Here is an 18,733-nt window from a genome sequence, read left to right on the forward strand (position 1 = left end):
CCCAGCGCTCAGAGACGCACTTTCTGCCATCTCGCGCTACCGGGGAGGGGCCAGATCCCGCTACCGGGAGGGCCAGTACCAGATGATCAGCATTGTCACGAGGAAACCGGTGAGGAAGTTCAGCTTCAGGAACCGCTTCCACCCGGCGTTGGCCTGCTCCGAGTCCGCGTCGGAAATCCCCCGGAACGGCAGCAGGTTCAGGATGTAGGGCACCGCCAGCAAACCGCCGAGCGCGGCCGGCCACGGGATGAGCAGCATCAGCAGCCCGCCGGCGAGGTAGGCGGCGGCGGCGATCCGGACCACGGCCCTGGCTCCGAGCACCGTGGCAATGGAACTGATGCCGCCCTCGCGGTCCGGCACCACGTCCTGAACGGCCCCGAAGGCCTGGCTGGCCATGCCCCAGAGGAAGAACGCGCCCAGCACCGCCCACAGCCCCGGCGTAAAGACCGCGCCGGCAAGCACCAGCCCGTAGACCGCCGGTGAGACGAAGTGCGTGCTGGAGGTGACCGAGTCCAGGAACGGCCGTTCCTTGAACCGCAGCCCCGGCGCGCTGTAGGCAATGACGGCAAACACGCTGATGGCAAGCACCAGCCAGGACAGCGGATTGCCCAGCAGGATAAGCGCGATCAGGAACGGCACATTGGTGACGACGGCGGCCCACAGCGTGATCCGGTGGACGCCGCGGTCCAGGACGGCGCCCTCCACCCCGCCCTTGCGCGGATTGTGCAGATCCGATTCGTAGTCGAAGACATCGTTAATGCCGTACATCGCCAGGTTGTAGGGAATCAGGAAGTACAGCGTGCCCAGCACCCAGGTCAGGTCGATGCCGCCGGTGGTGATCAGGTAGGCGGCGGCAAAGGGATAGGCGGTGTTCACCCAGGACAATGGCCGGGACGAGACCAGCAGCATCCTCAGCGTTGATCCCGGGGTCCGGGTTGAGGTGCTCACTGCTTCTCCTCGGTGTCGGTGTCAACTGCAACGGCAGGCGGGGTCGTGCTGCCCGGCTTTGTTCCCAGCAGCAGCCACAGCGCCGGCAGCAGCAGCACAGCCGCCAGCGCGTAGGCGAAGTCTTCCAGCGGAGCGCTGCCGATGAACGCGCCGGAAATCCGGTCCGGGTTGTAGCCGAACAGGCCGGCAGCGATCATCACGTTGTCGAACACCGCGGTGAGGACCAGCAGCACCGCGGCGGTGATCGCCAGTGCGGCCAGCACGCCTTTCCGGCCGGGAACCCCGGGGCGGGCAGCAGCAGTCCGGCGCAGGACGGCGAAAACCAGCACGGCGGCGGCCGGAACCAGGAACACGGCGTTGAGCGCCCAGTACGTCATCGCTGTGCTTCCTGGTGCTGGGTGCGGCGGAGGGCGGCCCGGCGGAGGACCAGCGAGACCAGGCCGAACAGCACCATGGTCAGGTAGCAGAGGAAGGCCAGGAAGAAGACCTCTTCAACGGGCAGGTGCGGAGCCAGGACAACACCGAGCATGATCGGCGTTTCACCGCGGTAAAAGATGTCCATGCCAATGCCGCCCAGGTCCCAGAGCAGGAAAAACGCCAGGCCGATGACCGTCACCAGAGCCGCGCGCCGGGCGTCGGCGAAGAAGAACAGCTTGAACCGGTGGTCCAGCAGCCCCATGCAGGCGATCGAGGCCAGCAGCAGGAGCAGATAGACGGCACCCATCAGGACCGGCTCCGCTGGTTCGGCCCGGGCTCCGGCGTTGCGGCAGGCACCGGCAGCTCTTCGGTGCTGGTGTCCCCGCGGAGCCGTTTGAGCACAAGTTCGGCGCTGATCAGGCACATCGGCAGGCCGATGCCCGGCAGCGTGGAGCCGCCGGCGTAGAGCAGTCCGTCCACCTTGCGGCTGGCATTGGAGCCGCGGAAAAAGGCGCTCTGCTTGAGCACATGCGCGGGGCCCAGGAGCGTGCCGCGCCAGGAATTCAGGTCCTGCACAAAATCCTGCGGCCCCACGGTTCGCCGGACGGTGATGCGGTCGGCCAGATCCGGAATGTCCGCCCACTGGGAAATCTGGGCGATCACGGCATCGGCCATCCGATCAATCCGCTCGTCCCCGCCGCCGTCCAGCCCGCCGGAGCCCAGGGCTGGGTCCGAAGGCACCGGCACCAAGACAAACAGGTTCTCGTGCCCCTCGGGCGCAGCGGCCGGATCCGTGGCACTGGGTCGGCAGACATAGAGCGACGCCGGATCGGGAACCGATTTGTCCCTGCCGAAGATCTTGCCGAAATTTTCTTTCCAGTCCGAGGTGAAGAGCAGCGTGTGGTGGGCCAGGGACGGCAGTTCGCCGCGCACGCCCAGATGCAGCAGCAGGCCGCCCGGGCCCGGAATGCGGCGGCGCCAGTAGCGTTCCGGATAGGTCTGCAGTCGCTGCGGCAACAGCATGGTCTCGGTGTGGTGCAGGTCCGCCGCGGAGACCACCAGATCGGCTTCCAGAGTGAGCGCCTGCCCGGAACCGTCGGTGTAGTCGACGCCGGTGGCGCGGGGCTTGCGCCGGGAAGCGGACTCCGAGGTGCGGATCCGGGTCACTGCGGCGCCGGTGTGGATCGTGACGCCCTCGGCCCGGGCCAGCGAGTCGATGACGTCGATAAGGCGGGTGAAGCCGCCCATCGGATACAGCACGCCGTCGGCCAGGTCCAGCCGGCTCATCAGGTGGTACATGCTCGGCGTGGTGTAGGGCGAGGAGCCCAGGAACACCGCCGGATAGCCCAGAATCTGCCGGATCCGGGGGTCGGTGAATTTCCGGGCCACAAAGGAACTCAGCGGCTGGAGCAGCAGCTGGGCCAGCCGCGGTCCGCGCCGCAGCACGTCCGCGCGCAGCAGGGGCAGGAAGGAGGCGAAGGTGGAGTAGAGGAAGCGCTTTTTGGCCATGTCATAGACCTCGATGGCGGAGTCCAGGTACTTTTCCAGCCGGGCGCCGGCCCCGGGCTCGAGCGACTCGAACAACTTCACGTTCTCGTCCCGGGTGGCGGCAATGTCCACCGGTTCGGCGGAGCCTTCAAACAGCACCCGGTAGCCCGGATCCAGCCGGACCAGGTCCAGCTGCTCCGCCGCTGAGGTGCCCAGCAGCCGGAAGAAATGGTCAAAGACCTCGGGCATCAGGTACCAGGACGGTCCGGTGTCAAAGCTGAAGCCGGCGCTCTGCCAGGTTCCGGCCCGCCCGCCGACCACCGGCTGCTTTTCCAGCACCGTGACCGCAAGGCCCTCCCGGGCCAGCAGGGCGGCGGTCGCCAGCCCGGTGATGCCGCCGCCAATGACGACGGCGGTGCGGGGCGGTGCGGATTCGGTCCTGCGGGTCATGACAGCCTTCCGGCGGTTCGCCCGCGCGGCGCCGAGCGGCGGAGGCGGTGGGTGACAAGGGTTTCTGCCGCGATGCGCAGCTTGACCGGATTGGGCACCCGGATGCGGGTGCTGCGCAGCTGCTCCGCCGGAGTCGCCCGCAGGCGGCGGGACAGCTCGGTGAACAGTTCCTGGGCCAGGGCGACGGCGGGCCGGGCCGCGGGAGGAAGCTCGGCGATGGAGGCACCGGACACCAGCAGGTCGGCGTCGATGTCATCGAGCAACCGGTGCTTGTCCGGCTCCGAAAACGAGGTCACGCTCACGCCGGGGAAGTAGCTGCGGCCCAGGGCATCGAAGTCGTCGGCGAGGTCCCGGAGGAAGTTGACCTTTTGGAACGCCGCCCCCAGCCGCTGGGCGCCTTCCTTCAGTTGCTTCAGCCGGTCGTCGCTGACGGAGGTGCCCTCGAGGAAGCACAGCAGGCACATCAGGCCTATCACCTCGGCGGACCCGTACACGTAGTCGTCGAAGGACTCCGGGGTGTGCTCGGTGCGCAGCAGGTCCGCGCGCATGGACCGGAAGAACGGAGTGGTCAGTTCCTCGGTGATGCCGGTGGCGCGGGCGGTCAGGGCGAAAGCATGGACCACCAGGTTGACGCTGTAGCCGGTGCGCAGGGCCTGCCGGGTGTCGGCCTCCAGGTCGTCCAGCATCCGGCCGACCTCGGCCGGCGGAAGATCCGCGGCGGCAGCCACGCCGTCGACGATTTCGTCGGCCAGCCGCACCAGCGCGTAGATGCCCTCGATCTGCCGCCGGGTCCGGGTCCGCAGCAGCCGTGAGGCGAGTCCGAAGGACGTCGAGTAGGAGCGGATCATCACCGACGCGGTTTCCACCGCCACCCTGTTGTAGAGCTCCAGGCCGGTTTCGCGGACCATCCCTAGCGTCCCCGGTTCACGGCGCCGGCAACGATGCGTTCCAGCACCAGGCGCAGCGGGGCGGGGATGGCCGGGGAGTCCAGATGGGTCCGGGCCCGGGCGGCAAACTCCTCCGCCAGGGACTGGGCGTAATCGCGGGCACCGCACCGGGTCAGGACCGCCCGGGCCCGGTCCGCGTCTTCGGGCGTGAGATCGGGGTTGCCGATCAGGTGCGAGAGCTCGCCCCAGCAGGGCCCCTGCGACGCGTGCGAGATGAGCACCGTCCGCTTGCCCTCGCGGAGATCGCTGAGGTTCGATTTGCCGGTGGCGCTCTCCTTGCCGAAGACGCCCAGCAGGTCGTCCACCAGCTGGTAGGCGATTCCCGTGTCCCGGCCGAAGTCGCCCAGGATGGCGACGACGTCGTCGTCCGCTCCGGCAAGCACCGCACCGGCCTGCAGGGGCGCCTCGAAGGAGTAGACGGCGGTTTTCAGCCGTTCCATGTCCAAGATCTCGCGCACCGGCGGAGCACCCGGAGAGAAGGAGAAGTCGACGTCGATCAGTTCCCCGGCCGCTGACGCGAACACCGCCTCGTCGAGGATTTCGGCCAGGCGCAGCCGGGTCCGCGGATCCGTGTCCACGGTGTCCAGCATCCGAAAGGCGCCGGTCAGGGCCAGGTCGCCGGCGATGATACCGGTCGACATGCCGCGGTGCCGGGCTGCCTCCCGCGTCTGTCCCGCCGTCTCCGCCAGGGACCGGTAGACCCCGGACACGTTGTCATGGCCGCGGCGGACAAAGTCCAGGTCGATGACGTCGTCGTGGATGATCAGCGCGGTGTGCAGCAATTCAAAAGCCGCGCCCACCCGTGCCGCGGCGCCGATGTCGGTGCCTCCCAGGTGGCGGTACGCCGTCATGAGAATGCCGGGGCGGACCCGTTTGCCGCCTGCCGTCGACTGCTCCAGCGTCTCCCAGAGGCTAAGGTAACTGGGACTGACTTTGGCGGCGCGAAGCTTCGCCCGCTCAAAAAATCCCTTCAGGACGCCCTCCACCTGCTCGTGTCCGGTTGCTGGGTCGAGCAGGGGGTTGGTCTCCATAGGTAAAGTAAACACGGAGAACATACGGAGGAGAAATGGTAAAGCACGCGGAACTGGTCGTTCTCGTGGATCCGGACGGCACGCCCGTCGGTACGCACGAAAAAGCTACGGTGCACACCACCGACACCCCTCTGCACCTGGCGTTCTCCACCCATGTCTTCAACCCTGCCGGTCAGCTGCTCGTCACCCGCCGGGCCCTGAGCAAGCTGACCTGGCCCGGCGTGTGGACCAATTCCTTCTGCGGGCACCCCGGCCCGGGCGAATCAACCGACGACGCCGTCCTGCGGCGCGCCGAGCGCGAACTGGGCCTGGCCCTGCAGCCCGAACAGCTGACGCTGAAGCTGCCCGATTTCAGGTACCGCGCGGTGGATGCCTCGGGCATCGTCGAGCACGAGATTTGCCCCGTCTACACAGCGGTCACCGAGGCGGACCCGGTTCCGGCACCGGACGAAGTCATGGACTGGAAGTGGGCCGATCCGGTGGCCCTGGCCGAATCCGTGCGTCTGGCGCCCTGGGCGTTCAGCCCGTGGCTGGTGCTGCAGCTGCCCCTGCTCTACCCGGAGGCGTAGCGGCGCTTTACCCGGCGGCGTAGCGGCGCTTTACCCGGAGGCGTAGCGGCGCGGCCAGCGCACCCACGGCGCCTCCGCGGGCCAATGCGCCCACAGCGTATGGAAGGCGCGGCGGAAACGGCGGGCAAGGTTTGCGGTGCCGATGACCGCACGCGGCGCCATTCCCACCACGAGGGTCCGCTCAAAGCGGCATCGGTATTGCTGGCCCACATGCAGGCTGAGGCAGACGTCGTCGTGCATCTCCGGATCATCCCGGTGCACCGCGGGGCGGATCTGCTGCCACACGGATGTCCGCAGGGCCAGGTTCGATCCGAAGAGCGGCAGATGCCCCAGGGCCAAACCCATGGCCAGGTAGTAGGACCCGAGGTAGAGCACACTGAGCACGGCGCCCACCGGGCGGGGAAAGCCGTAGAAGGAGCCCGGTCCGGACAGCGCTCCAAGGGACGGCTCGGCGGCGAAAGCTTCCGCTATCCGCAGAACCCAATCCGCGGGCAGGACACAGTCGGCGTCACACCGTGCAATGATCTGGCCGCGGGCGGCGTCGTAGCCCGCGGACGCAGCCGCCGGGATGCCCGGTGCCGGTTCATGCACCACGCGGGCACCGTACCGGCGGGCAACAGCGGCACTGGCATCGGTGCTGTTGTTGTCCACCACCACCGTTTCGAAGGGCGGCAGCGATTGCCGGGCCAGCGAGGACAGGCAGGCGTCGAGGGCTGCGGCGTCGTTCAGGCAGGGAATCACCACGCTGACGGAGGGCAGGTCGGCAGGCATGGGGGAAGTCTAACCGTCGGTGGACCACTGACTGTTCCCCGGCGGGCGGCCCAGGCGGGGCTGCCCTCCCGCGGCCGAACGGGCTGCGCTACCGTGAATTCATGATCGACGCCCTCCTCCGCCGCCCCTCCGGTGCCGGAGAGTTCTTTGCCGACGCGGTGCGGCTTCTCTGCCTGTTCAGCCTCACGGCGGCTCTTCTTTGGTACGGCCCGGTGGAAGTGGCCGTGTTCCTGCTGGTGCTGATGGGAACCCTGATCTCCCGGTGCCTGGACATCTCCCGGGCGTTCGACGGCCTCTACGGGCTGACCCTGCTGGCAGCGGCATGGAGCAGCGTCGTGAACCTGTACGCACGCGTTGGCTGGTGGGATCTGCCGGTGCACTTCGCGGCCACCGGTGTCATTGCGGCAACGGCCTATCTCCTGCTGGCCCGCCTGGGTGCGGTTCCGGCGCCAAGCCCCCATGCCGGCGCCACGCTGCGGATCGCGGTTCCCGCCCTGGTTCTCGCCGTCGGCCTCGGAGTGAGCGTGCTCTGGGAACTGGGCGAGTGGTGGGGCTACACGTTCGTGGACGAGAGCATCAACGTCGGTTACCAGGACACCATGGGAGACCTGGCCGCGGGCGGGCTCGGCGCGCTGGTCGCGGGAGCCATGCTCGGCCGGGCGGCAGGCCGGCCGGTCCGGCCCGCCGGCCCCGGCTCCGGCGTGTCCATGGAGCACCGGCTCCGGCGCTGACCCGCCCGCGAAAAAAGGGCGCCGCCGGCATTGGTGCTTTGCCGGCGGCGCCCCAGGGGTGCTGCGTGTGCTGCGTGTCCTGGCTGTATTGCGTGTCCTGCCAGTACTGCGTGTACTGGCTGTATTGCTAGGACTTGATGTACTTCGCGTGCGCCTCGTGCGCCCGGGCCACCTCGGCCCTGATGGATTCGATGTCCTTGACCTTGTCGCGGTACTTCTTGTCCATCGTCAAGATCTGCTGCTCCTCCTCGCAGAGGGCCGTGTAGATGCGCTCGCGCTCTGCCTCGTCCGCCGTGTAGGAGAGGTCCAGGTAGCTGGTGGCATGCCGGCGGGCGTTCTTCACGGCCGCGGTGGCCTTGCCTGCAGGGCTCACCAGGGAGGCGATGACGGTGACCACGAGGACGCCGATGATCACGGTCAGCGACAGCCCGGTGCTGATCTCGATGACCGAAACGTGCTGGCCGTCGTTGATGAACGGCAGGGTGTTCTCGTGCAGGGCGTGCAGCACGAGCTTCACGCCGATGAAGGCGAGGATGGCTGCCAGGCCGTAGGAGAGGTAGATCAGGCGGTCCAGCAGTCCGTCGATCAGGAAGTAGAGCTGGCGCAGGCCCATCAGCGAGAACGCGGTGGCCGTGAAGACGATGTAGGTGCTCTGGGTCAGGCCGAAGATCGCCGGAATGGAGTCCAGTGCGAAGAGGATGTCGGTTCCGCCGATGGCCACCATGACCAGCAGCATCGGGGTGAGGACCTTCTTGCCGTTTTCAACGGTGAAGAGCTTGTCGCCGTCGTAGTGGTCAGTGGTGGGAAGCACCCGCTTGGCCAGGCGGATGATGAAGTTGTCCGCCTCGTCGTTCTCGCCTTCGGGCTTAAGCAGGTTCCCGGCGGTGAGCAGCAGGATCAGACCGAAGATGTAGAAGACCCAGGAGAAGGAGTTGATGAGTGCCGCGCCCAGGAAGATGAAGCCGGTGCGGGCAATCAGTGAGAAGACAATGCCGAACAGCAGGACCTTCTGCTGGTCTTCGCGGGGAACCCGGAAGCTGGCGATGATGATGAGGAAGACGAAGAGGTTGTCGACGGACAGCGCCTTCTCGGTCACATAGCCGGCGAAGTACTCAGCGCCGGCGGCGGATCCGCCGAAGACGAAGACCAATACGCCGAACAGCAGGGCCAGGCCAACATAGATGCTGGACCAGATGCCGGCTTCCTTGAGGGTTGGCGTGTGCGCCTTCCGAATGTGGAAGAAATAGTCAAAGGCCAGCAGGCCCAGAATGACGGCTAGCGTCACTCCCCAGATCAGGGGGGAAACAGTCATGGAACTCCGCTTTCGTAGGGTACGTCAAAGAACCATAGGTCTCTCCGGCGTCCCTGTGAACGGGTGCCCGCTGTTTCCGGCTGGAGCGTCGGTGCCCAACGTGTTGACGGATCACAGCGTAGTGGATACTCCCCTACGAATGGCCCAGTCTATCGGTTCCTGAACCGGAGCTGCCACACGGGGCCCGGTGCGGCTTCCAGCAGCGGCAGGTCAGCGGGGGCGTCCACGTCCCGGCCGTCGCCCAGGTCGGAACAGTCCACGACGTCGACTCTGCCCGGGTTGGCGGAGAGGAAGGCGCGGGCACCGGCGTCGCCCTCGGCGCCGCGGGCGGCTTCCAGGGCCAGCGCCGCGTCGAAAAGGACCGGATGCGCCCGGCGCAGGGAGTCCGCGCCGGGAGCGGATCCGGCCACCCGGTAGCCGGCGGCGGTGATCCGGCCAGGCCGGTGCTGGGCGATCAGCCCTGCAACGGCGGCCGCGGTGAGGCCGGGTTGATCCGCCAGGGCCACCAGGATCGGCGCTTCAGGGCAGTAGGCGGCCGCTGCCTGCACTCCGCAGCGGAACGAGGAACCCATGCCGGACTCCCAGTCTGGATTGGTGACGGCGGTGGCCGGACCGAGCCGGATTTTAGCCAGAACCTGCTCGGCTTCGAAGCCCAGCACCACGATGAGCCGGGTGCAGCCGCCGTCGTGCAGTTGGGCAATGATGGTTTCGATCAGGGGCCGGCCACGGAAGGGCAGCAGTGCCTTGTTTCCCAGTCCCAGGCGGGTGCCCGCCCCGGCCGCCAGCACGACGGCGGCCACCGGGGAAGGCAAGGTGATCAGCCTTCGCAGTCCGAGCAGTATTTCTGCCCGTTCTTTTCCAGGGCCACCTGGGAGCGGTGGCGGACCAGGAAGCAGGAGGCACAGGTGAATTCGTCGTCCTGGGCCGGGACCACCCGGACCAGCAGTTCTTCGCCGGAGAGGTCGGCGCCGGGAAGCTCAAAGTTTTCCGCAGCGTCGGTTTCGTCGACGTCCACTGCCGTGGCGGACGGTGTCACACTGCGCTGGGCCTGCAGTTCCTCCAGTGAGGCGGTGGAAGCTCCATCGTCCTCAGTCTTGCGCGGTGCGTCGTAATCTGTTGCCATCTGCGTTAACTCACACTCCATTTTCAGCTAGTACTTCGGGATCCGGCCTCGATCGTAACGGATGCACGCCATGCCCTCTGCTTCGCAGGGCAAAATTGGGGACATATTCGCCGCAGGCCGAACATCGCGTGTACACAGGGCCCGGGCGGTCCAGTTGCCGGTCAGGTTGCAGGGCCGAATCCGGGCGTGGTCCGGGCCGGATCCGGGCGCGGTCTGGGCGGGGTCTGCGGGGCGGGATGCGGGCTGCGCGCCGGGCTGTGAAAAGTGAAGAATCGGGGCTCTGCATCTTTTAGGCCCACAATATTAAGACAAACCTGCACGACAGGCAAGAAGCTCCCGCCAGGACGCGGCGTTCGCAGAGAGTGGGAACCCGCGCTGGTGATCCTGGTGATCCGCCCCTGGCATTCACCGGTGCCTCCCCGCCCGGCGAAGGGAAACGGGAGAAACGCCGGAGGGGGCGTTCCGTGGAACGCCCCCTCCGGGACTGCTGTCATGCTGAAGCGTTGGGCCGGCGCTACGGCTTCGGCTCGGGCTCAGCGGGCTTCATGGTGTGCTGTCCGCCGGAGGTGAAGGAACCGTTTGAGGTGGACCCCGTCGAGGGCGTGCTGCTCGCACCCGTTGAGGAACCGGACGGAGCGGTGGAGGTGCCCGACTCTGACGCGGGCTTGCCCGACGTGCTGGAGTGCGAGACCTTGTCCTTCGCGGTCGAAGCGACCTCGGTCACCTTCTCCTGCAGGCCCGGGGCCTTCTCCTTCGCCCATTCGGTACCGTGGGAAACCGTCTCCTGAACCTTGGGGTCCTTCCAGAGCTCCATCAGCTTTTCGCGGCCACCCTTGGAGCCGACCAAATAGCCAACGCCCACTCCGGCGAGAAATACGAACTTCTTAACCATTGTTGTCCTCATTCCTGCCCCGGTGAGGGGCATCGCGAATATCGTTCACATGCACACTACCGCCGAAAGCGGAAGAATAAACAGCAACCTTACTATGCTCGGGCCGTGTTGTGCCCGCACTCCGTATTTTTACGGATTCCGGCCGGCACTGAACGGCTGGACGGCGATGGGCTCGCGTCAGACGTCCATCAGGCGGGAACGGATCAGGAACCGCTTGCCCTCCGGTGCTTCGACGGAAAAACCACTGCCCCGACCCGCGACGACATCCACGGTGAGGTGGGTGTGCTTCCAATATTCGAACTGTTCCAGCGACATCCAGAATTCCAGGGGCTCCCCCGGTACCAGTTCGAAGGTTCCCAGGAGCACGTCGGCCTCCGAAGTGATGAAGTCCCCCGCCGGAAAGCACATGGGCGAGGATCCGTCGCAGCAGCCCCCGGACTGATGGAACATCAGCGGGCCGTGTGTCTCGCGGAGCTGCTGCAGCAGCTCCTGCGCCTCCGGGGTGAGCGACACCCGGGAAAAACTCTCCCCGGGCATCGTCACGGCAGCGTCCAGGCCGGAATCCGACAGGGCACCCATCAGAACCCGATGACCACTCGGCCGTCGACCCGGCCCTCACGAAGCTCGTCCATCACGCTGTTGATCTCCTCCAAGTTGCGGGTGCTGATATTGGGATGGATGAGTCCACGGTCGTAGAAGTCGATGGCTTCCGCCAGATCCTGCCGGGTGCCCACGATCGACCCCCGAATCGTCAGGCCCTTGAGGACCACGTCGAAGATCGGCGTCGGGAAGTCTCCGGGCGGCAACCCGACGAAGACAATCGTTCCTCCGCGCCGGGCCATGCCGATGGCCTGGCCAAAGGCCTTTGGATGCACCGCGGTAACCAAGATGCCGTGGGCGCCGCCGACCTTGTTCTGGATGGCCTCGACGGGGTCTTCGGTATTCGCATTGACCAACACCTCGGCCCCGTATTTCCTGGCCAGCTCCAGCTTGTCATCGGCGATGTCCACAGCCGCGACGCGCAGCCCCATGGCCTTGGCATACTGCACGGCAATGTGTCCGAGCCCGCCGATTCCGGATATGACAACCCACTGCCCAGGCCGGGCCTCGCTGACCTTCAGACCCTTGTAAACGGTGACCCCGGCGCACAGGACGGGAGCGATGTCATGCGGGTCGGCGCCCTCGGGTATACGCGCCGCGAAGCGGGAATCCACGAGCATGTACTGGCCAAAGGACCCGTCCACCGAGTAGCCGCTGTTCTTCTGCAGCTCGCAGAGGGTTTCCCAGCCCGTCCTGCAGTACTCGCACGCACCGCAGGCATAGGCGAGCCAGGCGTTTCCCACCATGTCGCCGGGCTGCAGGTCGGTGACGCCCTCACCGACCTGCACCACCTCGCCGACGCCCTCATGACCGGGAATAAACGGCGGAGTTGGCTTTACGGGCCAGTCTCCGTCTGCCGCGTGCAGGTCCGTGTGGCACACGCCGGTCGCCACCAGTTTGACGAGCACCTGATTCGGACCGGGCTCGAGCACTGCCACTTCCTCGACGGAAAGTCCCCTGCCGAGTTCATTCACCACTGCTGCTTGCATGCTGGCCATTCTGTCCTCGATTCCTTGGACGAGCGGGGTTAAATCCAGCGTAGGCGGGTGCCGGCAGGCTTAGAAGAAGCCCTGCTTTGTTTCGGCGTAGCTGACCAGCAGGTTCTTGGTCTGCTGGTAGTGGTCCAGCATCATGGCGTGGTTTTCCCGCCCGATGCCCGAGGACTTGTAGCCGCCGAACGCCGAGTGCGCCGGATAGGCGTGGTAATTGTTCACCCAGACCCGCCCGGCCTGGATGTCCCGGCCCGCCCGGTAGGCGATGTTCCCGTTCCGGGACCAGACCCCGGCACCGAGGCCGTAGAGGGTGTCATTGGCAAGACTCATGGCTTCGCCGTAGTCGGAGAACCGGGCCACTGACACCACCGGACCGAAGATCTCCTCCTGGAAGATCCGCATGTTGTTGGTGCCCTCAAAGACCGTGGGCTTCACGTAGAAGCCGCCGGCCAGATCGCCGTCGAGCATCAGCCGCTCGCCGCCGGCGAGGACCTTGGCGCCTTCCTGGTGGGCGATGTCCATGTAGGAGAGGATCTTCTCCAGCTGGTCGTTGGAGGCCTGCGCGCCCACCATGGTGGTGGTGTCCAGCGGGTTGCCCTGGATGATCTGCGCGGTGCGGGCCAGCGCGTCGGACATGAAGCTGTCGTAGAAGGAGTCCTGGACCAGGGCGCGCGAGGGGCAGGTGCAGACTTCGCCCTGGTTCAGCGCGAACATGTTGAAGCCTTCCAGCGCCTTGTCGTAGAACGCGTCGTTTTCCTGCGCCACGTCGGCGAAGAAGATGTTCGGGCTCTTGCCGCCCAGTTCCAGGCTGACCGGAATCAGGTTCTGCGAGGCGTACTGCATGATCAGGCGCCCGGTGGTGGTTTCACCGGTGAACGCGATCTTGCGGATCCGGGGCGAGGACGCCAGCGGCTTGCCGGCCTCCACACCGAATCCGTTGACCACGTTCAGCACGCCGGCGGGCAGCAGGTCGGCGATGATTTCCATCAGCACCATGATCGAGGCCGGGGTCTGCTCGGCGGGCTTCAGGACGACGGCGTTGCCGGCTGCCAGCGCCGGCGCCAGCTTCCAGACGGCCATCAGGATGGGGAAGTTCCACGGAATGATCTGGCCCACGACGCCGAGCGGTTCATGGAAGTGGTAGGCGGTGGTGTTGTCATCGAGCTGGGACAGCGTGCCTTCCTGCGCGCGGATGGCTCCGGCGAAGTAGCGGAAGTGGTCGATGGCCAGCGGCAGGTCCGCGGCAAGGACCTCGCGGATGGGCTTGCCGTTGTCCCAGACCTCGGCGACGGCGAGCAGTTCGAGGTTCTCCTCGATGCGGTCGGCGATCCGGTTCAGGATCAGGGCCCGCTCCGCCACGGCGGTCTTGCCCCAGGCCGGCGAGGCCTTGTGGGCCGCGTCCAGGGCGAGGTCGATGTCTTCGGAGGTGCCGCGGGCAATCTCGCAGAAAACCTTCCCGGTGACCGGGGAGATGTTCTCGAAGTAGTTGCCCTTGACCGGGGCCACCCACTCTCCGCCGATCCAGTTCTCATACCGGGACTTGAAGGAAAACTTGGATCCCTCGGTGCCGGGCTGCGCATAAACGGTCATGTCTGCTCCTTGGAGGTGGCGACGTCGGTGTCTGACGTACCGAGGCTACGGACCCGGACGTTGCACCAAGGTTGCACGGGGAAATGGTTGCCCCAACGAATCACCGTGGAGCACAGTGATTCATATGCATCAGGAACCGGGCTCTCCAGCGGTCGGCCGATACCTTCGCTACCGCTGGTGGGGATTGGTCGCCATCAGCCTCGGCGTGGCAATGATCATCATGGACGCCACCATCGTTTCCGTTTCCATCCCCTCGATCGTGGCGGATTTGGGCATCTCCAGCACCGAAATCCAATGGGTCCAGGAAATCTACACCCTGCTGTTCGCTGCCCTGCTGTTGACGTGGGGCCGGATTGCGGACCGGGCCGGCCGCCGGCGAATCATGCTGATCGGCGTCGGAATCTTTGCTGCTGCGAGTCTCCTTTGCGCCGTGGCGGAGTCCGGCGGCTTCCTGATAACCGGCCGGGCGCTCCAGGGGTTGGGCGGGTCGATGATCCTGCCCACCACCCTGGCCCTGCTTAACGCCAACTTCCAGGGACGCGAGCGCGGCATAGCCTTCGCCGTCTGGGGCTCCACCATCGGCGGCATGGCCGCAGTCGGCCCGCTGCTCGGAGGGTGGCTCACTGAGAACGCCAGCTGGCGGTGGGCCTTCGGCATCAACATTCCCCTCGGCGCACTGATAGCCGTTGGACTGCTTCTGTTCGTGGCGGAGTCTTCGGAACCGCTGACCGGCGCGCGGCAACGGCTGGACATCAATGGTGCGTTGCTGTCCATCCTCGGCTTCGGCGCCCTGGTGTTCGGCTTGATCGAGGGCCGCAGCTACGGCTGGTGGTACGCCGACGACGACGCCCCCTTCCGTCTCGGCAGCCTCTCCCCCGTGCCGGTGGCGTTTGCGGTTGCCGCCGTCGCGCTGACAGCCTTCGTGATGGAGGAACGCCGGCGGACCGAGGCTGGCAGGGGCGTCATCCTGGATCTTTCGCTGTTCCGCATCCCCTCCTTTGCCAACGGCAACATAACCGCGCTGATCGTCAGCTTCGGCGAGTTCGGCCTGATCCTGTCCCTGCCCCTCTGGTTCCAGAATGTCCTTGGCTACTCGGCTTTCCAGGCGGGCCTTGCCCTGGTGCCGCTGGCCGCCGGGTCCTTCCTGGCCAGCGGTGCGGTGGCAGCCCTCTCCCGCCGGTACTCCCCCATTCTGGTGGTGCGGGTCGGCCTGTGCCTGGAGATCCTCGCCATCGGGGCGCTGGCGCTGCTGATCCGTCCGGACAGCACGGCCTGGCTAACCTCGCCGATCCTGCTCGTCTACGGCCTGGGCGTGGGCCTGGCAACTGCCCAGCTCACGTCGGTGGTGCTGGCCGAGGTGCCGGTGGCCCGCAGCGGTCAGGGGTCGGCGACACAGAGCACCGCCCGCCAGACCGGTTCCGCACTGGGCATCGCCGTCCTGGGCACCGCCTTCTTCACGTCACTGAAGGAGGGCACCGCATCACGGCTCTCCGACGACGTCGCCGCCAACCCGATGCTGGGGCCGCTGGTGGATTCGGTGAACGCCAGTTCCGGCGGAACCATCGGAGCCCTGAGCGCTGATCCGCAAACCGCGTACATCGCCGACGCCGCCCGTTCCGCAATGACCGACGGCGTAACCCTGGCGGGGTGGATCGCTGCCGGCGCGCTGCTGATCGGTCTCCTGACGAGCCTTCGGATCCGGCCCGTCAAACAGCCCGAAAAACCCCCGGCGGAGTGATGTGTGCCTGGGGTCCGGCGGCCTCCGCGCCGCGTTAGCCCAGTTCGTGCTCCAGCCGTTCCAGATGTGCCACCACGGCCGCCCGGCGGGGTGAGCGCAGCGGCATCAGCCGCAGAGCGAGGGACCAGGCCTCGACGTCGTGCCGGGCCTCCTCGAGTGACAGGTATCCGAGCAGCGTCTCGGGGCCGGCGTCGGAGAGCATCGCCTCACGCAGGACGGTGCTGACCTCGCTGCGCAGCGCCGTGATGGCCGGAGCCTGGGACCGCGGCAGCACCGGCCCGCGGTACAGGCCCAGGGCCAGCCGGTACGCTCCGCGCTCCAGATAGCCGAGCACCTGCCGGGCATCGATGACCAGCCCGTGCGGCAGCCGGTAGGGGCGGGACTGCGGCACCAGTGCGGGCCCCGGGACGCCGTCGCTGTGTTTTCCCAGCAGGTTGCGCAGCCGCAGCATCTCGGCCCGGACGGTGCTCACCGATGCGCTTTCCGGATAGACCATGACGGAGAGCTGGTCGGCGCTCAGCCCTTCGGGATGAAGCGCGAGGAGTGTGAGGAGCTCGGAATGCCGGATGCTCAGGGATGCGGCCCGGCCCCCGACGTTCACCACCGCCAGGTCCCGGCCAAGAATGTGCAGGCTGTCCTGCCGGAGGGCCGGCCTGGCGGCGGATCTCGGGGCAGACCTCAGGGCAGACCTGTGGGCTGTCCGGTGGACTGTTCGGTGGACTGTTCCGGACGATGCACCGGCGGCGTTCTGCAGCCGCTCCACCCGCAGGTGGCTTTCGGCCGCAGCGACGGTTGCCTCGACCAGTGCCAGGGTGTGCTCGGCCACGGCTTCGTCCCGGCCGGTGATGTCCACGACGCCCAGGACCACTCCGGTGTCCGGATCCCGGACCGGCACCGCGGTGCAGCTCCAGGAATGGACCTGCCTGCTGAAATGCTCGGCGCCGGCAATCTGGATGCTGCGCCCCGAGGCCAGGGCCGTTCCGGGCGCGCTGGTTCCAATGGATTGTTCGGACCAGTCGGTGCCGGGCACGAAGAGCATGCCCTCCGCGGTGCGGCGCAGTTCGTCGTCGCCCTCCACCCAGAGCAACCGTCCCAGCCCGTCGCCCACGGCCACCAGGAGCCCGCTGTCCAGGCCCGGGCGCACCAGCAGCTGCCGGATGACAGGCATCACGGCGGCCAGGGGATGCGCACGGCGATACTCCTCGAGGTCCGAACCGGAAAACACCAGCTGCGGAACGGCCTTGTCCGGATCGGTGTGATGGCCCAGCGACCGCTGCCAGGATTCCCGGACCGGGGGCCGGAGCCAGCGCAGGTAACCGTCGTGTGAGTCCAGCCCTTCGTGCGCCCGGGAGGCATCACGCTGCAGACCGTCAGCGGAACGCCGCGGCGGAGTAAGAAAGTCCTGATTGTGCACTGCCCCGACCTATCCGCGCTGATAAGGAGACCGCTGACACCGTGTTTTGTGGTTCCTGCTGTGGTGTGCGACACAGTCTACTCATACGACGCCCCCGCTTCCACGGGGAAGCGGGGGCGTCGTGAAGCCGGGAGGGGAAAGGGCGCTACTGCCCGCGGGCGACGCGGATCATTTCCTCGCGGTCCACTACCTTCACGCGTTCGCGCACCAGTTCGCCGGTGGCCGGATCCGGATGGATGTAGGAGGCGCCCAGGCTCTTTTCGTAGGCGTCCAGCTTCAGCCAGCCTTCCCAAGTGACGTACTCGACGCCGCGGTCTTCGAGCAGCTTGATGATGGAGTCCTCCTCGGGCTCCTCGGCGGCCGGCAGGTTCAGCCGGTCCTCCAGCAGGAAGCCGATGGTTTCCAGCGCATCGCCCTTGGTGTGGCCGATCAGGCCCACCGGGCCGCGCTTGATCCAGCCGGTGGTGTAGATCCCGGGCACCGGGGCGCCGGTTTCGTCGATGACGCGGCCGCCCTCGTTGGGGATGACGCCGCGGCGGGAGTCGAAACCGACCTCCGGCAGCTCCGAGCCGAAGTAGCCGATGGCCCGGTACACGGCCTGCACCGGGTAGTCGACAATCTCGCCGGTGCCGCGCGCGTTGCCGGTGCCGTCGAGTTCATTGCGTTCAAACTTCATGCCCGCAACCTTGCCGGGGTTGGCGGGATCCTCGTAGATCTCCACCGGGCTGTGCAGGAAGTGCAGGTGCAGGCGGCGGGAGGCACCGGAATCCTGCTCTTCGACCAGCCAGTTGGTCAGCGTGTTGACCATGGTCTTGGTCTGGTTGTTGCTGCGGATCTGCTCGTCCGAGCCTTCGTCGAATTCGAAGTCCTCCGGGTAGAGCACGATGTCGACGTCGCGGGAGTGCGAAAGTTCGCGCAGCTCCAGTGGCGTGAACTTCACCTGTGCCGGTCCGCGGCGGCCGAAGATGTGGACGTCGGTGACCGGCGACTTCTTCAAGCCCTCGTAGACGTTGTCCGGAATTTCGGTGGTCAGCAGGTCATCGGCGTGCTTGGAGAGGATGCGCGCGACGTCGAGCGCAACGTTGCCGTTGCCGATGACGGCAACTTCCTTGGCATCCAGCGGCCATTCGCGCGGGACATCGGGGTGTCCGTCATACCAGGACACGAAGTCGGCGCCGCCGAAGGAACCTTCCAGCTCAACGCCGGGGATGCTCATGTCAGCGTCCTTGATGGCGCCGGTGGCGAAGATGATGGCGTCGTAGAAGTGCCGGAAGTCGGTGAGGGTCAGGTCCTTGCCGTAGTGCACGTTGCCCAGGAAGCGGATGTCACCGCGGTCCATGACCTTGTGCAGGGCGTTGACGATGCCCTTGATCCGCGGGTGGTCCGGGGCCACGCCGTACCGGATCAGGCCGTACGGGGCCGGGTACTTGTCGAAGAGGTCGATGCTGACCTCGAAGTCCCGGTCAGCTTTGGTAAGGATATCTGCGGCATACACACCGGCGGGGCCAGCGCCGATAATGGCGACTCGCATGGGGCGCTGCGACCGGTCCGCGGCTGAATTAGACACTGATAGTCCTTCGTCTCGGGGAGGAAACCTCGTGCGGAATAACGCACAGTTTCCTATTCTAAATGCAGGTGCGCGACGGCGTCTAAACGGTTCGGTGCGGAAGTCACGGCGGATGGCTGCGGGTCCCCTTCCGGGCGCCGCGGGAATACCCGG

19 protein-coding genes are annotated in these 18,733 nt (G+C 66.7%); 3 read left to right on the forward strand and 16 right to left on the reverse strand.

Annotated elements, in window-relative coordinates:
* Positions 1–60: 60 nt before the first annotated feature.
* From QNO08_RS14325 to QNO08_RS14350, 6 genes are read right to left on the reverse strand one after another with little or no spacing between them, the layout of a single operon-like run.
* Positions 61–948 (reverse strand): prenyltransferase, encoded by an 888-nt coding sequence (locus QNO08_RS14325; RefSeq protein WP_442860462.1) that lies wholly within the window; start codon positions 946–948, stop codon positions 61–63.
* Positions 945–1,325, reverse strand: coding sequence for a lycopene cyclase domain-containing protein (locus QNO08_RS14330; protein ID WP_229964813.1), 381 nt, complete (start codon positions 1,323–1,325; stop codon positions 945–947). Before QNO08_RS14330 ends, QNO08_RS14325 begins: the two co-directional genes overlap by 4 nt.
* Positions 1,322–1,672 carry a lycopene cyclase domain-containing protein gene (locus tag QNO08_RS14335; protein ID WP_229964812.1) on the reverse strand — a complete coding sequence of 117 codons (351 nt, stop codon included), beginning with the start codon at positions 1,670–1,672 and terminating at the stop codon, positions 1,322–1,324. Before QNO08_RS14335 ends, QNO08_RS14330 begins: the two co-directional genes overlap by 4 nt.
* The gene (gene crtI / locus QNO08_RS14340; RefSeq protein ID WP_229964811.1) at positions 1,672–3,303 is read right to left on the reverse strand and encodes a phytoene desaturase family protein; all 1,632 of its coding nucleotides are present in this window, start codon (positions 3,301–3,303) and stop codon (positions 1,672–1,674) included. The genes QNO08_RS14335 and crtI overlap by 1 nt, the downstream gene beginning before the upstream one ends.
* The gene (locus tag QNO08_RS14345) at positions 3,300–4,211 is read right to left on the reverse strand and encodes a phytoene/squalene synthase family protein (protein WP_229964810.1); all 912 of its coding nucleotides are present in this window, start codon (positions 4,209–4,211) and stop codon (positions 3,300–3,302) included. The genes crtI and QNO08_RS14345 overlap by 4 nt, the downstream gene beginning before the upstream one ends.
* A gap of 2 nt (positions 4,212–4,213) precedes the next feature.
* Positions 4,214–5,281: a polyprenyl synthetase family protein gene (locus QNO08_RS14350; RefSeq protein ID WP_229964809.1), complete on the reverse strand. Its 1,068-nt coding sequence runs from the start codon at positions 5,279–5,281 to the stop codon at positions 4,214–4,216.
* Between the two features lie 35 nt (positions 5,282–5,316).
* Here QNO08_RS14350 and idi point away from each other — a divergent pair, with 35 nt between their 5' ends.
* Complete coding sequence (idi, locus tag QNO08_RS14355; protein ID WP_229964808.1) at positions 5,317–5,850, forward strand: isopentenyl-diphosphate Delta-isomerase; 534 nt, start codon at positions 5,317–5,319, stop codon at positions 5,848–5,850.
* A gap of 30 nt (positions 5,851–5,880) precedes the next feature.
* On the opposite strand, the gene QNO08_RS14360 is transcribed toward idi, so the two are convergent.
* Positions 5,881–6,621 carry a glycosyltransferase family A protein gene (locus QNO08_RS14360; RefSeq protein ID WP_229964807.1) on the reverse strand — a complete coding sequence of 247 codons (741 nt, stop codon included), beginning with the start codon at positions 6,619–6,621 and terminating at the stop codon, positions 5,881–5,883.
* Positions 6,622–6,722: 101 nt separating this feature from the next.
* Here QNO08_RS14360 and QNO08_RS14365 point away from each other — a divergent pair, with 101 nt between their 5' ends.
* Entirely contained in the window at positions 6,723–7,352 is a 630-nt protein-coding gene (locus QNO08_RS14365) for a DUF2238 domain-containing protein (protein WP_229964806.1), read from the forward strand.
* A 127-nt stretch (positions 7,353–7,479) separates the two neighbouring features.
* On the opposite strand, the gene QNO08_RS14370 is transcribed toward QNO08_RS14365, so the two are convergent.
* The 7 genes from QNO08_RS14370 to exaC all read right to left on the reverse strand — a co-directional run bounded on the left by QNO08_RS14370 (position 7,480) and on the right by exaC (position 13,861).
* Positions 7,480–8,664: a TerC family protein gene (locus tag QNO08_RS14370; protein ID WP_229964805.1), complete on the reverse strand. Its 1,185-nt coding sequence runs from the start codon at positions 8,662–8,664 to the stop codon at positions 7,480–7,482.
* Between the two features lie 149 nt (positions 8,665–8,813).
* On the reverse strand, positions 8,814–9,476 hold the full coding sequence (locus tag QNO08_RS14375) for a nucleotidyltransferase family protein (RefSeq protein ID WP_229964804.1): 663 nt from the start codon (positions 9,474–9,476) through the stop codon (positions 8,814–8,816).
* 5 nt (positions 9,477–9,481) lie between these two features.
* Positions 9,482–9,787, reverse strand: a complete 306-nt coding sequence (locus QNO08_RS14380) for a DUF4193 domain-containing protein (RefSeq protein ID WP_229964803.1) — start codon at positions 9,785–9,787, stop codon at positions 9,482–9,484.
* 514 nt (positions 9,788–10,301) lie between these two features.
* Entirely contained in the window at positions 10,302–10,679 is a 378-nt protein-coding gene (locus QNO08_RS14385; RefSeq protein ID WP_229964802.1) for a hypothetical protein, read from the reverse strand.
* 177 nt (positions 10,680–10,856) lie between these two features.
* A complete protein-coding gene (locus QNO08_RS14390) occupies positions 10,857–11,258 on the reverse strand; it encodes a DUF779 domain-containing protein (RefSeq protein WP_442860461.1) in 402 nt (133 codons plus the stop codon).
* Positions 11,258–12,277, reverse strand: coding sequence for an alcohol dehydrogenase AdhP (gene adhP, locus QNO08_RS14395; protein WP_229964801.1), 1,020 nt, complete (start codon positions 12,275–12,277; stop codon positions 11,258–11,260). The genes QNO08_RS14390 and adhP overlap by 1 nt, the downstream gene beginning before the upstream one ends.
* Before the next feature lie 60 nt (positions 12,278–12,337).
* Positions 12,338–13,861 carry an acetaldehyde dehydrogenase ExaC gene (gene exaC, locus QNO08_RS14400; protein ID WP_229964800.1) on the reverse strand — a complete coding sequence of 508 codons (1,524 nt, stop codon included), beginning with the start codon at positions 13,859–13,861 and terminating at the stop codon, positions 12,338–12,340.
* 124 nt (positions 13,862–13,985) lie between these two features.
* On the opposite strand from exaC, the gene QNO08_RS14405 reads away from it, so the two are divergent.
* On the forward strand, positions 13,986–15,599 hold the full coding sequence (locus QNO08_RS14405; protein ID WP_229964799.1) for a DHA2 family efflux MFS transporter permease subunit: 1,614 nt from the start codon (positions 13,986–13,988) through the stop codon (positions 15,597–15,599).
* A gap of 34 nt (positions 15,600–15,633) precedes the next feature.
* On the opposite strand, the gene QNO08_RS14410 is transcribed toward QNO08_RS14405, so the two are convergent.
* Together QNO08_RS14410 and QNO08_RS14415 are read right to left on the reverse strand one after the other, a co-directional pair.
* The gene (locus QNO08_RS14410) at positions 15,634–17,013 is read right to left on the reverse strand and encodes a helix-turn-helix domain-containing protein (RefSeq protein ID WP_229964798.1); all 1,380 of its coding nucleotides are present in this window, start codon (positions 17,011–17,013) and stop codon (positions 15,634–15,636) included.
* Positions 17,014–17,158: 145 nt separating this feature from the next.
* Positions 17,159–18,580, reverse strand: coding sequence for an FAD-dependent oxidoreductase (locus QNO08_RS14415; protein WP_229964797.1), 1,422 nt, complete (start codon positions 18,578–18,580; stop codon positions 17,159–17,161).
* Between the last annotated feature and the right edge of the window lie 153 nt (positions 18,581–18,733).

The organism is Arthrobacter sp. zg-Y820 (genome assembly GCF_030142155.1).
Lineage (GTDB): Bacteria > Actinomycetota > Actinomycetes > Actinomycetales > Micrococcaceae > Arthrobacter_B.